This window comes from Streptomyces coelicoflavus (assembly GCF_003112555.1).
GTDB classification, from domain to species: Bacteria; Actinomycetota; Actinomycetes; order Streptomycetales; family Streptomycetaceae; genus Streptomyces; species Streptomyces coelicoflavus.
This window is the reverse complement of record NZ_BEWB01000007.1, coordinates 69142-83635: the sequence shown is the minus strand read 5'-3', so window position 1 is coordinate 83635 and position 14494 is coordinate 69142. Positions and strand designations below refer to the sequence as shown.

15 protein-coding genes are annotated in these 14494 nt (G+C 74.0%); 10 read left to right on the top strand and 5 right to left on the bottom strand.

The window, feature by feature from the left end; translation table 11 throughout:
- The first annotated feature begins 91 nt into the window (after positions 1 to 91).
- Both Sco07f_RS17955 and Sco07f_RS17950 read left to right on the top strand, forming a co-directional pair.
- Positions 92 to 1033: an NADP-dependent oxidoreductase gene (locus Sco07f_RS17955; protein ID WP_054101213.1), complete on the top strand. Its 942-nt coding sequence runs from the start codon at positions 92 to 94 to the stop codon at positions 1031 to 1033.
- A gap of 186 nt (positions 1034 to 1219) precedes the next feature.
- Complete coding sequence (locus tag Sco07f_RS17950) at positions 1220 to 1606, top strand: anti-sigma factor antagonist (protein WP_054101214.1); 387 nt, start codon at positions 1220 to 1222, stop codon at positions 1604 to 1606.
- Here the strand turns inward: Sco07f_RS17950 and Sco07f_RS17945 are convergent.
- Positions 1572 to 2525, bottom strand: coding sequence for a ribose-phosphate diphosphokinase (locus tag Sco07f_RS17945; protein ID WP_007389382.1), 954 nt, complete (start codon positions 2523 to 2525; stop codon positions 1572 to 1574). The two genes, Sco07f_RS17950 and Sco07f_RS17945, sit on opposite strands and share 35 nt — an antisense overlap.
- A 200-nt stretch (positions 2526 to 2725) precedes the next feature.
- Between Sco07f_RS17945 and otr(A) the strand changes: the two genes are divergently transcribed.
- A complete protein-coding gene (gene otr(A) / locus Sco07f_RS17940) occupies positions 2726 to 4594 on the top strand; it encodes a tetracycline resistance ribosomal protection protein Otr(A) (RefSeq protein WP_108988408.1) in 1869 nt (622 codons plus the stop codon).
- A 106-nt stretch (positions 4595 to 4700) separates the two neighbouring features.
- The gene (locus Sco07f_RS17935; protein ID WP_108988407.1) at positions 4701 to 5384 is read left to right on the top strand and encodes a DUF4230 domain-containing protein; all 684 of its coding nucleotides are present in this window, start codon (positions 4701 to 4703) and stop codon (positions 5382 to 5384) included.
- A gap of 25 nt (positions 5385 to 5409) precedes the next feature.
- On the opposite strand, the gene Sco07f_RS17930 is transcribed toward Sco07f_RS17935, so the two are convergent.
- On the bottom strand, positions 5410 to 5616 hold the full coding sequence (locus Sco07f_RS17930; protein ID WP_108988406.1) for a hypothetical protein: 207 nt from the start codon (positions 5614 to 5616) through the stop codon (positions 5410 to 5412).
- Positions 5617 to 5885: 269 nt separating this feature from the next.
- Between Sco07f_RS17930 and Sco07f_RS17925 the strand changes: the two genes are divergently transcribed.
- On the top strand, positions 5886 to 6425 hold the full coding sequence (locus tag Sco07f_RS17925) for a VanZ family protein (RefSeq protein WP_087788472.1): 540 nt from the start codon (positions 5886 to 5888) through the stop codon (positions 6423 to 6425).
- A 139-nt stretch (positions 6426 to 6564) separates the two neighbouring features.
- Positions 6565 to 7830: a glycoside hydrolase family 16 protein gene (locus tag Sco07f_RS17920; RefSeq protein WP_087788473.1), complete on the top strand. Its 1266-nt coding sequence runs from the start codon at positions 6565 to 6567 to the stop codon at positions 7828 to 7830.
- A 34-nt stretch (positions 7831 to 7864) separates the two neighbouring features.
- Here the strand turns inward: Sco07f_RS17920 and Sco07f_RS17915 are convergent, their stop codons facing one another.
- Positions 7865 to 8101 carry a hypothetical protein gene (locus tag Sco07f_RS17915; protein ID WP_007389380.1) on the bottom strand — a complete coding sequence of 79 codons (237 nt, stop codon included), beginning with the start codon at positions 8099 to 8101 and terminating at the stop codon, positions 7865 to 7867.
- A gap of 164 nt (positions 8102 to 8265) precedes the next feature.
- Between Sco07f_RS17915 and Sco07f_RS17910 the strand changes: the two genes are divergently transcribed.
- The 4 genes from Sco07f_RS17910 (at position 8266) to Sco07f_RS17895 (ending at position 12611) form a co-directional block, all read left to right on the top strand.
- Positions 8266 to 9297 (top strand): PHP domain-containing protein, encoded by a 1032-nt coding sequence (locus Sco07f_RS17910; RefSeq protein WP_174855392.1) that lies wholly within the window; start codon positions 8266 to 8268, stop codon positions 9295 to 9297.
- Between the two features lie 51 nt (positions 9298 to 9348).
- Positions 9349 to 10005, top strand: coding sequence for an HAD family hydrolase (locus tag Sco07f_RS17905; protein WP_054101219.1), 657 nt, complete (start codon positions 9349 to 9351; stop codon positions 10003 to 10005).
- 76 nt (positions 10006 to 10081) lie between these two features.
- Positions 10082 to 11281 (top strand): FUSC family protein, encoded by a 1200-nt coding sequence (locus Sco07f_RS17900; RefSeq protein ID WP_174855380.1) that lies wholly within the window; start codon positions 10082 to 10084, stop codon positions 11279 to 11281.
- Between the two features lie 298 nt (positions 11282 to 11579).
- On the top strand, positions 11580 to 12611 hold the full coding sequence (locus Sco07f_RS17895) for an SDR family oxidoreductase (RefSeq protein WP_007389363.1): 1032 nt from the start codon (positions 11580 to 11582) through the stop codon (positions 12609 to 12611).
- A gap of 31 nt (positions 12612 to 12642) precedes the next feature.
- Here the strand turns inward: Sco07f_RS17895 and Sco07f_RS17890 are convergent, their stop codons facing one another.
- Together Sco07f_RS17890 and Sco07f_RS17885 are read right to left on the bottom strand one after the other, a co-directional pair.
- Complete coding sequence (locus Sco07f_RS17890) at positions 12643 to 12951, bottom strand: hypothetical protein (RefSeq protein WP_087788476.1); 309 nt, start codon at positions 12949 to 12951, stop codon at positions 12643 to 12645.
- A 103-nt stretch (positions 12952 to 13054) separates the two neighbouring features.
- Positions 13055 to 14344, bottom strand: coding sequence for an ROK family transcriptional regulator (locus tag Sco07f_RS17885; protein WP_087788477.1), 1290 nt, complete (start codon positions 14342 to 14344; stop codon positions 13055 to 13057).
- Positions 14345 to 14494: the final 150 nt, after the last annotated feature.

Here is a 14494-nt window from a genome sequence, read left to right as displayed (position 1 = left end):
CCCTGGGTGCCGGACCGCGCGGGGAATGGCACGATCACGTCGGAGGTTGCAGTCCGTGTCCGCCGTCCCCTCCCGCAGTTGCGAGGTCCCGATGAACACCATGCGCGCCATCAGTCAGGACGTACTCGGAGGTCCCGAGGTCCTCAAGGAGGTACGGCTCGAGCGCCCCGAGCCGCGCCCGAACGAGGTGCTGGTCCGAGTGCGTGCCGCCGGGGTGAACCCGACCGACTGGAAGCACCGGGCGAACGGTGGCTTCCTCGGCGAGCCGCCGTTCGTCCTCGGGTGGGACGTGTCGGGCGTGGTGGAGTCGGTGGGGATCGGCGTCGCCGCGTTCCGGCCGGGCGACGAGGTCTTCGGCATGCTGTCCTACCCGTTCGGCCACGGTTCCCACGCGGAGTACGTCACCGCTCCGGCGCGTGCCTTCACCCACAAGCCGGCCGGGATCGACCACGTCCAGGCCGGCGCGCTCCCCCTGGTGTCGCTGACGGCGTGGCACGCCCTGGTGGAGCGCGCGGACGTGCGGCCGGGGCAACGGGTGCTCGTCCACGCGGCGGCGGGCGGTGTGGGCCATGTGGCGGTGCAGATCGCCAAGGCCCGGGGCGCGTACGTGATCGGTACCGCCAGCGCGGGCAAGCACGAGTTCCTGCGCTCGCTCGGGGCGGACGAGACCGTGGACTACCGGGAGACGGACTTCGCCGAGACCGTGAAGGACGTCGACGTCGTGCTGGACACGATCGGCGGCGACACGTCGCTGCGGTCCCTGCGGGTGCTGCGTCCGGGCGGGGTCGTGGTGTCGATCCTGCCGGTCGGCTCGGACGAGTTCTTCGAGGAGGCCGAGCGGCTGGGCGTACGGGCGGTGCGGATGCTGGTGGACGCCGACCGGGCCGGTATGGAGGAGGTCGCCCGCCTGGTCGAGTCGGGGAAGTTGCGGGCCACGATCGCGGGCACGTTCCCGCTCGCGGAGGCGGCGCGGGCGCACGCGCAGGGCGAGACCGGTCGCACGACGGGCAAGCTCGTCCTCGTGGTCGACTGACGGTCCGGCCCACCGGCCCGCGGCCCGCCGGCCGCGTGGGTGGGGGCCTGGGCGTGAGATTTCAATGACATATGTCAATCGAACATGCTCAAACTCGCTCGATCGGGGTAACTTTCCGAGCGGACTGGGTAGTTGAGCCCCCGGGAGCAGGCCGGAACGGGCTGCGACAGGCTGGAGGCAAGGTTCGTGCGGCAGGAATCGGCGTCGCCCACCCGGCACATCCGTGTGCGCCGTCACCGGGGGCACACGGTGCTGGAGTTCCGGGGCGAGATCGACATCGCCTCGGCGGCGGAGATCACCCCGCACCTGGACCGGGAGACACGGCGTCCCGGCGCCCGGGTGGTCCTGGACCTCGGCGGCGTCGAGTTCTTCGACTGCTCAGGTCTGCGCCTGCTGTACCGGGCCCGCAGCCAGGTACTCGAACAGGGCGGGCAGGTGCACCTGGTGTGCGCCCACCCGCTGACCCTGCGCATGCTGCGGATCACCGGCCTGGGGCGGCTGCTGCCACCGCGCCCGACCCTGGAGGAGGCCCTCGGCGTCAGCCGGCCGGGCGGGCGTCGAACAGGGCACTGACCGACTCGCCGTTGTGGATGCGTCGCACCGCCTCGGCGAGCGCCGGGGCGATGGACAGGATCCGCAGCTTGTCCGTGTGGTCGTCCACCGGCACCGGCACGGTGTTGGTGCACACGATCTCCAGCACGTCCGGCTGTTCGCTGAGCCGGCCGAGCGCACCGGCCGCGAACAGGCCGTGCGTGCAGGCGACGCGGACGGTGCGCGGGCCCGCCTCCCGCAGCCGGTCGAGGAGTTCCAGCACCGTGCTGCCCTTGGCGATCTCGTCGTCGAGGACGATGACGTCCCGCCCGGCGACGTCCCCGATCACCGAGCTGATGCTGACCCGGTCGTCGGCGTACCGCTGTTTCGCCCCGGCCGCCACCTGGGCGCCGAGCATCCGGGCGAACGCGGCGGCCTCCTTGGCGTTGCCCAGGTCCGGCGAGACGACGGTGGCGCGGGAGAGGTCGTACTGGCGGAAGTGCGCGGCGAGTTCCCGCAGCGCGTGCAGGTGGTCGACCGGGACGGAGAAGAAGCCGTGCACCTGGGGCGAGTGCAGGGTCATGGCGAGGACCCGGCTCGCTCCCGCGGCCACCAGCAGGTCGGCCACCAGGCGCCCGCCCAGCGAGATGCGCGGGGCGTCCTTCTTGTCGGAGCGGGCGTAGGAGTAGTGCGGCATGACCACGGTGATGCGGCCGGCCGACGCCCCGCGGGCCGCGTCGCACATCATCAGCAGCTCGACGAGGTGTTCCTGGACCGGTGTGACCAGCGGCTGGACGAGGAACACGTCCCGCTCGCGGCAGTTGGCCATGAGCTGCACCTCGAGGCAGTCGTTGGCGAACCGGCTGACCCGGGTGGGGCTGAGCGGCACACCCAGCTGGGCGCAGACCTCCTCGGCCAGCTCGGGGTGGGCACTACCGCTGAACACGGCGATGTCTCGCACGGACCGCTCCTCGTGTGATCCTGTCCGGCCGGGGTCCCCAGCTTACGGAAATCCTGTTGCCACCCCCCGGGGGGCACCCGCGATGATGTCGCCGTCCGTGCTCCGCCCGCCCTCCTCACGTCAGGACCCCCGCATGCGCCGACTCCTCGGAAACCCCCAGCGCCCCTTCCGGCCCACGGCTTTCGAGGACTCCTCCACGCATGCGCACCCTGAACATCGGCATCCTGGCCCACGTCGACGCCGGTAAGACCAGCCTCACCGAACGGCTCCTGTTCGACCACGGTGCCGTCGACCGGCTCGGCGCCGTCGACACCGGCGACACCGTCACCGACGACGGCGGCATCGAGCGCCGCCGCGGCATCACCGTCCGCTCCGCCGTCGCCGCCTTCACGGTCGGTGACACGCGGGTCAACCTGATCGACACCCCGGGACACTCCGACTTCGTCGCGGAGGTCGAGCGGGCCCTGGAGGTGCTCGACGGCGCGGTGCTGCTGCTGTCCGCCGTCGAGGGCGTCCAGGCGCGGACCCGCGTCCTCATGCGCACCCTGCGCCGGCTGCGGCTGCCCACCCTCGTGTTCGTCAACAAGATCGACCGGCCCGGCGCGCGCACCGACGCGCTGCTCGAGGACGTACGGCGCCTGCTGACGCCGCACGTCGCACCGCTGACCGGGGTGACGGGCGCGGGCACCAAGGGCGCCCTGGTCGTGCGGCGCGCGCCCGACGGAGGGACCGCGGAGGCGCTCGCCGAGGTCGACCCGGGCATCCTGGCCGCGCTGGTGGACGGCCCCGAGCCGACCGCGGGGCAGGTGGCCGCCGCCCTCGCCGCGCGTACCGCCGACGGCTCCTTCCACCCGCTGTTCCACGGCTCCGCGCTCGGCGGGCAGGGCGTCGCGGAGCTGGTCGAGGGCCTGGTCACGCTGGTCCCGGCCGCCGCGCAGGGCACGGCCGGGGCCACGGAACCGCGCGGGACGGTCTTCGCCGTGCGCCCCGGACCCACCGGCGAGCGCACGGCCTACCTGAGGCTCTACGACGGTGAGGTGCGTCCGCGCCGGCGGCTGACGTTCCTGCGGCGCGAGTCCGACGGGCGGCGCACCGAGGTCTCCGGCCGGGTGACCCGCCTCGACGTGGTCGGCGGGGACGCCACGCTCACCGCCGGGAACATCGCCGCGCTGACGGTGCCGGGGGGCCTGCGCGTCGGCGACCGGCTCGGCGAGCCGGCCGACCGCGCACCGCAGTTCGCGCCGCCGACCCTGCAGACGCTGGTCCGGGCGGTGCGTCCGGAGCAGGCGGCGCCGCTGCGCTCCGCCCTGCTGGCGCTGGCCGATCAGGATCCGCTGCTGCACGCCCGCCCGGCGGCTTCCGGCGCCACCGCGCTGCTCCTGTACGGCGAGGTCCAGATGGAGGTGCTCGCGGCGACGCTGGCCGAGGAGTTCGGCATCGAGGCGGAGTTCACGCCGGGCCGCGTCCGGTTCCTGGAGCGCCCGGCCGGCACCGGCGAGGCCGCGGAGGAGATGCCGTGGCTCGACCGCACCCGCTACTGGGCGACGGTCGGACTGCGCGTCGAGCCGGGGCCGTACGGTTCGGGCGGGGTGTTCGGGTACGAGACGGAACTCGGCGCGCTGCCCCGCGCCTTCCACCAGGCGGTCGAGGAGACGGTCCACGCCACGCTGCTGACCGGGCCGGCCGGCGCCGCGGTCACCGACTACCGGGTGACGCTGATCCGTTCCGGCTTCAGCTCGCCGCTCAGCACGGCCGCCGACTTCCGCGGGCTGACGCCGATCGTGCTGCGCCGCGCCCTCGCCCGGGCCGGGACCGTGCTGTACGAGCCGTACCTCGCCTTCGAGGCGGAGGTGCCGCCGGACGCGCTGGCTGCCGTGACGGCCCTCCTGGCGTCGCTGGGCGCGGACTTCACCGGCACGACGGGCGGCGACCCGGCGTGGACCGTCACCGGCGAGCTGCCCGCCCGGCGGGCGCGGGAGGCCGAGTTGCGGCTGCCGGGGCTCACACGCGGGGAGGCCGTCTGGTCCTCGCGCCCGTCCGCGGACCGTCCGCTGAAGCCGGGGCGCTGAGCCGCCGCCGTACGCCCCGCCCCCTCTTCGTGTGCCGCGCTTCAACTGCTCGGTCTGGTACGGGAGATGGGGGGCATCCGGGTCAGTAGGAAGGAGGGCCGTCGCCATGACGACTCCCGTCAAGAAGCCCACCGGTTCCGTCCAGCGGCCCGCGTGGCGCATGCCCGGCTGGGCCAAGGCGCTGACCGTGCTGACAGCGGTGCTCGTCGTGCTGTTCGTGGGGCTGCGGCTGAGTGTCCTGCCGGGGCTGAAGGACCTGTTCGGCTCCGAGACGCGGGACCGTTCGGGTCCCGCGCTGCTGGAGTCCGTGCAGGACATCAGCCGTTACGACGCCGCGTCCGGCAACTTCCAGGTCGTGGTGGACCTGGAGAAGGACGCCAGGTTCCTGCCCGACGCGATCCGCGGCACCCGCACCCTGTACGTCGGGGCGGGCACCGTCGACGCCTACGTCGACCTCGGGAAGGTGGGCGAGGACGACGTGACGGTCGACGAGGGGCGGACGTCGGCGACGCTGCGGCTGCCGCACGCCGCGCTGGGCGAGCCCGCCCTCGACCCGGACCGGTCCTACGCGGTCTCCAAGCAGCGCGGGCTGCTCGACCGGCTCGGTGACCTGTTCTCGGACAACCCGAACGGCGAGCAGGCGGTGCAGAAGCTCGCGGCCCGGCACATCGGTGAGGCGGCGAAGGACAGTGAGCTGAAGGCGCGTGCCGAGAGCAACACCACCGCCATGCTCCGAGGGCTGCTGACCTCCCTCGGGTTCGAGCGGGTGCGGGTGACGTACGGGACGTGAGCCGGGCCGGCGGGCACGGTCCGGCTCACAGGGGCGTCCAGTGCACCGAGGTGTGGACCGGCCCGACGGTGGTGGCCTCGCTCACGGCGTGTTCCAGGGGGTCGACGGTGCCGGCGAGGACCAGCCAGAGCGCCGCGAGCGGGACCCACCAGGCGGCCACCTCGACCACCGCGGCCACCGCGGCCACCTCGGCCACCTCGGCCACCTCGGCCACCTCGGCCACCTCGGCCACCTCGAGGAGTGTCCTACGGCCTTTCACACGCCACCTCCGCGGCCCCGCACGGCCGGGCCCGGTACGTCACGCCCCGGATGCCCCTTGTGCCGCCCTTGTTGCTCTCACCGGCCGGAGTGCCCCGGCCGGGCGAGGGGAGACCGGCTGCGGGAGAGCGGGCCGGCGGGCCCGAACGGGTGCGGCCGGCCGTACCCGTTCGCCGGGCATCCTCGGCGGTTCGGCGGGTAACCGCCCTACCACGCGGGGAAGTTGACGACTGGAGGACCGACATGGCTCGTGCCGCCTCAGGGCTGCGTCTGTGGCCGCGCGCCCGCGCCGCCAAGACGCGGGAGACCGACCGTCGCGAGCGGCACGCGCTCGCCCTGCCGTTGCGGCTGCTGGCGACGGCGTGCGCGTTCGTCTTCATGGTGGCGTTCGCGGTGGTGCTGGCGCGGCTGACGCTGCACCCCTCCCCCGCGTCCGAGGCCCTGACGCACACCAACCTGCACCCGGGGCGCTCACTGAGGGCCTATCTGGACCAGCCCGCGCTGCGCGACGCGGTCAAGCAGATCGGCGGGAACATTCTGCTCGGAGTGCCGTTCGGCGTGCTGGTCCCGGTCGTCGCGCCGCGTACGCGCGGGGTGCTGCGCGTACTGCTGCTGACGGCCGTCGTGATGCTGCTGGTGGAGTTCGCCCAGGGTGCCCTGGTCACCGGGCGGGCCTTCGACGTCGACGACGTCATCCTCAACACGAGCGGTGCGCTGGTCGGTTACCTGCTTCTCGGCCGGCGGATGAGCCGCACGGTGCACGCGCGCGGGGCGCGTACCTGAGTGCGGCGTCCACCCGGTCCAAGCTGGTCCGTACCAAGGTATTGACCGGCCCTTATCTCACTACTTGAATAAAGAGGCGACATCCCCACCCCCCCACCTCGGTCGGCGCCCCGCGGGGCGCCGTACGGAAGGGAGAGCCGTGGCCCGCCCACGCCTGCTCCGCAGATGCCTCCTCGCCGCCGCCCTGTCCGCCGGGCTGGCCGCATCCCTCGTGACCGGCTCCGCCCAGGCGGAACCCGACGACTCCCGGGCCGCCGGGGCCGCCGGCGCCTCGTCCTCCGCGGCCGCCGCCGTGGCCTTCTCCGACACCTTCGACGGCCCGGCCGGCGCCGCCGTCGACTCCTCGAAGTGGCAGATCGAGACCGGCGACAACGTCAACAACCACGAACGGCAGTACTACACCTCGGGCAACAAGAACGCCGCCCTGGACGGCCAGGGCCACCTGGTCATCACCGCCCGCAAGGAGAATCCCGCCAACTACCAGTGCTGGTACGGCACCTGCCAGTACACCTCCGCCCGGCTGAACACCTCGGGCAAGTTCACGGCGCAGTACGGGCACGTCGAGGCGCGGATGAAGGTGCCGCGCGGGCAGGGCATGTGGCCGGCCTTCTGGATGCTGGGCACCCCGGTGAACTGGCCCGACTCCGGCGAGATCGACATCATGGAGAACGTCGGCTTCGAGCCCTCCACCGTGCACGGCACCATCCACGGCCCCGGCTACTCCGGCTCCGGCGGCATCGGCGCCGGCTACACCCTGCCGGGCGGCCAGGCCTTCGCGGACGCCTTCCACACCTTCGCCGTCGACTGGGCGCCGGACTCGATCACGTGGTCGGTGGACGGCAACGTCTACCAGCGGCGCACCCCGGCCGACCTGGGCGGGAAGCAGTGGGTGTTCAACAAGCCGTACTTCCTGATCCTCAACCTGGCGGTCGGCGGCTACTGGCCGGGCGACCCGGACGGCTCCACGGTCTTCCCGCAGACCCTGGTCGTCGACCACGTCTCGGTGACGACGGGCGACGCGCCCGCCGGCGGCGCGATCCGGGGCCTGGCCGGCAAGTGCGTGGACGTCGCCGCGGCGAACACCGCCAACGGCACCCCCGTACAGCTCTACGACTGCAACGGCACCGCGGCCCAGCGGTGGACGGTGGGCTCCGACGGCACGATCCAGGCGCTCGGCAAGTGCCTGGACGTCAACGCCGGCGGCACGGCGGACGGCACGCTCGTCCAGCTGTGGGACTGCAACGGCAGCGCCGCCCAGCGATGGGTCGTCACCGCCGCGCACGACATCGTCAATCCCCAGGCCGACAAGTGCCTCGACGTCACCGGGAACAACTCGGCCAACGGCACCCGGCTGCAGATCTGGACCTGCACGGGCGCCGCCAACCAGAAGTGGACCGTCGGCTGACACCCCGCACCGGGCGGGGCGGGCCGGACGCGTCCTAGTGGGCGGTCCAGGTGAACTTGTCCCCGCCCACCCAGCGGACGACCTCCGGGTCGTCCAGGTCGTGGACGGTGATGCCGAAGGCGGCGGCGGCCTCCAGGACGTCGGTGACGGCCCTGGCCTCACCGACCACCTGGCCATCGATTTCCACGATCCGGAACGGGGGCGGGCCCGGGTGCACCCCGAGGACGAGGATCCGCGGATTGCCGATGTGCGGGCTGTCGATCTCGGTCATGCATCGAGGGTAGGCCGGAACCCGTGGGAGCGAGGAACCGTCCCGGCCCGGCAGGGGCACGGGGCGCCCGGCTCGTGGTGCGGGTCCCGCTGCTCTAGGGAACCCTGGACATGCCGGGTGAGGACCGGTGGGAGGGCCGGTCGAGGCCGGACGAGGAGGTGGCGATGGACCCCGTCGAGGCGCTGGAGCGGATCGCGTTCCTCCTGGAGCGGACCCAGGCGCCGACGTACCGCGTCCGCGCCTTCCGCACCGCGGCGGGCGTGCTCGGTGGGCTGCCGGCCGCCGAGCTGCGCGAGCGGGCCGGCTCGCTGGAGTCGCTCAAGGGTGTCGGACCCAAGACCGCACAGGTGGCGCGCGAGGCGCTGGACGGGCAGGTGCCCGGGTACCTCGCGAAGCTGGAGGACGAGGCGGACACCCCGCTCGCCCGGGGCGGCGAAGAGCTGCGGGGGCTGTTGCGCGGCGACTGCCACCTGCACTCGGACTGGTCCGACGGCGGCAGCCCGATCGAGGAGATGGGCCGGACCGCTGCGGCGCTCGGACACGAGTGGGCGGCCCTGACCGACCACTCGCCGCGGCTGACGGTGGCCCGCGGGCTCTCCCCCGCACGGCTGCGCGAGCAGTTGGACGTGCTGGCGGAACTCAACGCGACCTGGGCGCCCTTCCGGCTGCTGACCGGCATCGAGTGCGACATCCTCGACGACGGCTCACTCGACCAGGAGCCGGAGCTGCTGGAACGGCTCGACGTGGTGGTGGTGTCGGTCCACTCCAAGCTGCGGATGGACGCCCGCTCGATGACCCGCCGGATGGTCGCCGCCGTCCGCGACCCGCACGCGGACGTGCTCGGCCACTGCACCGGCCGGCTGCTGACCGGGCGGGGGCGGCCCGAGTCGGAGTTCGACGCGGACGAGGTCTTCGCCGCCTGCGCGGAGTCCGGTACGGCCGTGGAGATCAACAGCCGCCCGGAGCGGCTCGACCCGCCGCGGCGGCTGCTGCGCCGGGCGGTGGCGGCCGGCGTGCTGTTCTCGGTGGACACGGACGCGCACGCGCCCGGTCAGCTGGACTGGCAGATCCACGGGTGCGCACGGGCCGAGGAGTGCGGGGTGCCGCCGGAGCGGGTGGTCACCACGTGGTCCCTGGACGAGCTGCTGGCCTGGACCCGCGAGGGCCGTACACCGTCCGGAGTGGCTGGGCGCTGACGTGGTACCCGCGCGTCGATCCGCGCTCCACGGACCGGAAGGGGACAGCGCATGGAACGGGCGGCCGTGTTCGACGTCGACGGAACCCTCGTCGACACCAATCACCTGCATGTGACCACCTGGTGGGAGGCGTTCCGGCAGGCCGGTCACCGGGTGCCGATGCACGCGATCCACCGGGCGGTGGGGCTCGCCTCCACCGACCTGATCGCCCATCTGCTGGGCGAGGACCGGGACACGGACCAGGACGCCGGGCTGAGCGCCGCCCACAAGGCCCTCTACGGCCAGTACTTCGACCGGCTGCCCGCCCTGCCGGGCGCCGGGGACCTGCTGCGCCGCCTGGCCGGTGACGGCTGGCAGGTGGTTCTCGCCACCTCGGCGGGCGGTGCGGAGCTGGGCGCGCTGCGACGGGCGATCGACGCGGACGACGCGATCGGCGCCACCGCCAGTGCCGACGACGTGTCCGCGGGAAAGCCCGCTCCGGAGCCGGTCGAGCACGCCCTGGAACTGGCCGGCGTACCGGCCGAGCGGTCCGTCTTCGTCGGCGACACCGTGTGGGACATGCGTGCGGGCAGCCGGGCCGGGGTGCGCTGCGTGGGCGTGCTGTGCGGCGGTCTGCCCCGCGCCGACCTGGAGGAGGCGGGCGCCCGGGCGGTCTACGCCGACCCGGCCGACCTGCTGGCCTCCCTGCACGGGAGCCCGTTCGCATGAGCAGCGGATCCGTACCCTCCTGCGAGACGTTCCGCCCCCGGACGTGTCCGCCCGCCGGACGGACGGCCGGCACCGCATGACCGCTGCGTTCCACGGCCTCCGGGAAGCATTCCGGGGAAGGCGGCCGGTGGCCGCGGTGTGGTGGGAGGCGCGGGCCGTCGGGCGGGCCGTGCGAGCCGCCTGGCGGGGACCGGGGCGGGAACGCGACCTGGTGGTGCAGTCGCTGAAGGCAGCGGGCGCCGCCCTGATCGCCTGGGCCGTGGCGGGGGTGTGGCTGGGCGACCCGATGGCGCTGATGGCGCCGTGGGTGGCGCTCGTCCTCGTGCAGGCCACCGTCTACAGCTCGGTGCGGCAGGCCGGGCAGCAGTTCGCGGCGATCTGCGTGGGGACCCTGGTGGCGTCGGCGGCACAGGCCGTCGCCGAGGACACCACGGGGGCGCTGGCACTGTCCCTGCCGCTGCTGATGCTGGTGGCGAACTGGTCCCGCTTCGGCCTCCAGGGCGTCTACGCGGCCACCACGGCGGTGTTCGTCCTGGCCTCCGGCACGGCGGTGTCGGCCGCCGCGGTCGGCCACCGGGTGGGGCAGGCGGCGCTCGGCGCGGTCATCGGGGTGGCCGTCAACGCCCTGGTGCTGCCGCCGATCCATCTGAGGGACGTGCGGGAGAACCTCGCGGCGCTGGCGCGGGAGTCGGGCGACCTCCTGTGCGCCGTCGCCGCCGACCTGCGGGAGACCCACTGGGACGCGCAGAGCGCGGCCGGCTGGTCGAGCGATGCCGCGCGGCTCCAGCGGCGGCTGGAGGCCCTGGAGTCGGCCCGGTCCTGGAGCCGGGAGAGCCTGCGTCTCACCTCGCGTCCGCTGCGCAAGCTGCACCGGGCGCCCACCGCCGTCCCGCCGGAGGGCGAGGACCAGCGGTGGAGCCGGGTCACCGGGAACCTCACGGCGCTGACCCGGACACTGGCCGTCGCGGCCGACGAGCAACGGACGCCCACCCCGCCCGAGGGGCCGGTGCTCGACCTGTACGCCCGCCTGCTGCGGCTCATCGGCGACGCCTGCCACGCCGAGGCGGACCGGATGGTGGGCCGGCCGGCCGGCGGCGACACGGAGGCGGCCGCCGAGGAGACGATGGAGGAACTGCACCGGCGGTTGCAGGAAGGGCTGCGGGAGCACGCCGGGCAGGAGGCCGCGCGGACCGCGGTCCTGGGCACCTTGCTGTTGCAGGCGGAGAACCTGTGGGCCGAGATCGTGCCCGAGCCCGCCGAGCCCACCGACCGGTGACCCACATCACCCCAAACCGCGACAGACGGCGGAACACCGGCCGGTCGTTCGCCGTTGAACACGGCGTGGGTACGGATGGGACAGTGTCCCCGGGCCTCACCTATTGCCCACAGGGACGATCGTTCGGCTGAAGCCCTGTGGAGCCTTTCGCCGAGAGGCGACCGCCATCCGTATCCGCATCGAGCCGCCCCGGCCGTGATTCCCCCGTCGCGGTCGGGGCTTCCTCTTGCGCGTGCACCTCCCGGGCGGCGGGTACCCGGTGCCCTCCGCACCGGCAGGCCGCCGAGAGGAGCACAGCGTGAGCAGCACAACGGGCAGCAGGATCGTGGTCACGGGCGCCACGGGGAACGTGGGCACCAGCGTGGTCCGGCTCCTCTCCGGGGATCCGGAGGTGGGGTCCGTACTGGGGCTGGCCCGGCGCGTCCCCGAGTGGTCGCCCGCGAAGACCGAGTGGGCCGCGGTCGACCTCGCCTCGGAGCAGACCGACCTGACCGGCCACTTCGCCGGCGCCGACGCCGTGGTCCATCTGGCCTGGGCGTTCCAGCCGACGCACGATCCGGCGACGACCTGGCGCACGAACGTACTCGGCTCCCTCCGGGTCTTCGAGGCGGTGGCCGCGGCCGGAGTGCCGGCGCTGGTGCACGCCTCGTCGGTCGGCGCGTACTCGCCGGGGCCCAAGAACCACGCGGTGGACGAGTCGTGGCCGACGCACGGCTGGCCGGACGCGGCCTACTGCCGGGAGAAGGCCTATCTGGAACGGGCCCTGGACACCTTCGAGCGCGACCATCCGGGGATCCGGGTGGTGCGGATGCGGCCGGCCTTCCTCTTCAAGCGGGAGTCGGCCAGCGAACAGCGCCGGATCTTCGGCGGCCGCTTCCTGCCGGGTCCGGCGGCCCGTCCGGAGCGGCTCCCGTTCCTGCCGGACATCCCGGGGCTGCGGGTGCAGGCCCTGCACACGGACGACGCGGCCGGCGCCTACCGGCTGGCCGTGCGTTCCGGGACCGCGCGGGGAGCGTTCAACCTGGCGGCCGAGCCGCCGGTGGACGCCGAGCTGCTGGGTGAGCTGGTCGGGGTGCGTCCCGTGCGGCTGCCGCGCACCGCGGCCCGCTCGGCGATCGCCGCCGCGTGGGGGCTGCGGCTGCTGCCGGCCTCGCCCCACCTCTTCGACGCGGTACTGCGGCTGCCGATCATGGACTGCACGCGGGCGCGGGTGGAGCTCGGCTGGCGCGCGACGCGTACGTCCACGGAGGTGCTGGAGGAGTTCCTGCGGGGGTTGCGGCAGGGCGCGGGGGCGGACACGGAGCCGATGCGGGGGCGGAAGGTCGGCTGAGCCCCCGGCCGTTCAGCCGACCGGACTCGTCTCAGCCGGAGGACTCGTCGGGCACCGGGTGCTCGGGGTGCACGGCACCCGAGTGCGGCGCGCCCTGCCGGCCCGTGCCCGCCTCGTCGGTGTCGGGCACGTCGGTCGCGGGCCCGGTCTCCGCGTCGCCGGCGGCGTCCCCGTCGGCCTCGGGCTCTTCGCCCGCCGGGCCCTGCCGGTGCTCGCGCTGCTCGCGGGTGGGCGAGGCCGCCTCCCACGGGTCGTCGTGGTCCCCGGCCTGCTGGTCAGGCATGTCGCGCGGGACGGGGGCACCGTTCTCACCCGGGCCTTCCTGGCGGTGGTCGGACACGACGCGCTCCTTCCCGTGGTGCTCCGTTCGTCCGGGGCCGTCCGGCAGTCGTCCGACGGCCCTCGGAGCGGCGTCGGGTACCTCCCCGGTGACCGGCGAAACCTCAGTGCGGTGCCCGCTCCTCGAGCGCGGTGCGCCAGGCCGGGACCGGGTACTCGGGGGCCGGCTCGGGGCGCCTGCCGCCGCGCGCGAAGAAGTCGGCCAGGGGGAGGATCGCGGCGCCGACGGTGACGGCGTCGGGACCGAGCCGCCCGAGGTCGACCGTCACCTTCCTGGCGGGATGACGCAGCGCGTACGACACGGCGTGGCGGCGTACGGCGGGCAGGAAGCGGGTGCCGAGCTGGAGGCCGGCCCAGCCGCCGATGAGGATGCGCTCGGGCTGGAAGAGGTTGATCAGGTCGGACAGGCCCGCGCCCAGGTACTCCGCGGTCTCCTCCAGGACGGCGAGCGCGACCGGGTCGGCACCCTCGTCGCCGGACGGGTGGGCGGCGGCGAGCAGCGCGGTGAGCGCGGTCTCCTCGTCGGTGCCCTCCGGAACCCGGCCGCCCTCCTCCCGCCAGCGGGCCAGCAGTGACTCGGCGCCCGCGTACGCCTCCAGGCAGCCGAGTGCGCCGCAGCGGCAGCGGCGTCCCCTGACCCGGACCGTCAGGTGCCCCCATTCGACCGCCCGGCCCTGCTCGACGTCGGGAGTGACGAGGCTGGCGCCGACCCCGGAGCCGAAGAGCACCACCACCGCGTTGCGCGCGCCGCGTCCCGCGCCGAACCACATCTCGGCCTGGCCGAGGGTCTTGGCACCGTTGTCGATGAGGTACGGGACGGTGTCGGGCAGCGGGGATCCGGCGCGCAAGCGGGCCTCCAGCGGAACCGCGTCCCAGCCGATGGTCTGGCCGTGCACCACGGCCCCCCGGTCGGCGGTGTGCTCGACGATGCCGGGGACGCCGATCCCGGCGCCGAGCAGCCGTTCGGCCGGGAGTCCGGCCGCGGCCAGTACCTCGGCGATGCCGTCGCGGATGTGTCCGACGATGACGTCGACGTCGTAGCGCTGCTGGGCGAGCGGGCGTTCGGCGCGGGCGAGTTCGGTGAGCGTCAGGTCGAAGAGTTCGACCCGTACCCGGGTCTCGCCGACGTCCACGCCGATCATGTGGCCACTGGCGGGGGCCACGCGCAGCAGGGTGCGGGGCCGGCCGCCGTCGGAGTCGACGCTGCCGGCCTCCTCCACCAGTCCGTCGGCGACCAGGTCGGCGACCACGTTGCTGACGGAACCGGAGCTGAGGCCGGTGGCCGGGCCCAGTTCGAACCGGCTGAGCGGTCCGTCGAAGTAGAGCCGCTGGAGCACGGCCGTGCGGTTGGCCCTCCTGAGGTCGCGCACCGTGCGCCCGTTCCGCCCCGCCATGTGGCTCCTCCCCTGCTGTGCCCGGTCTGCAACATACCTCTGCGGGACAGCCGCCCGCGACTTCCCTTCACTCTTAATTCATGCTATGAACTCGCGCGCCCGGAAATCCGGTGGCGGCCCGGCTCGTAGCCTATTTAAGCTAGGCGAAAA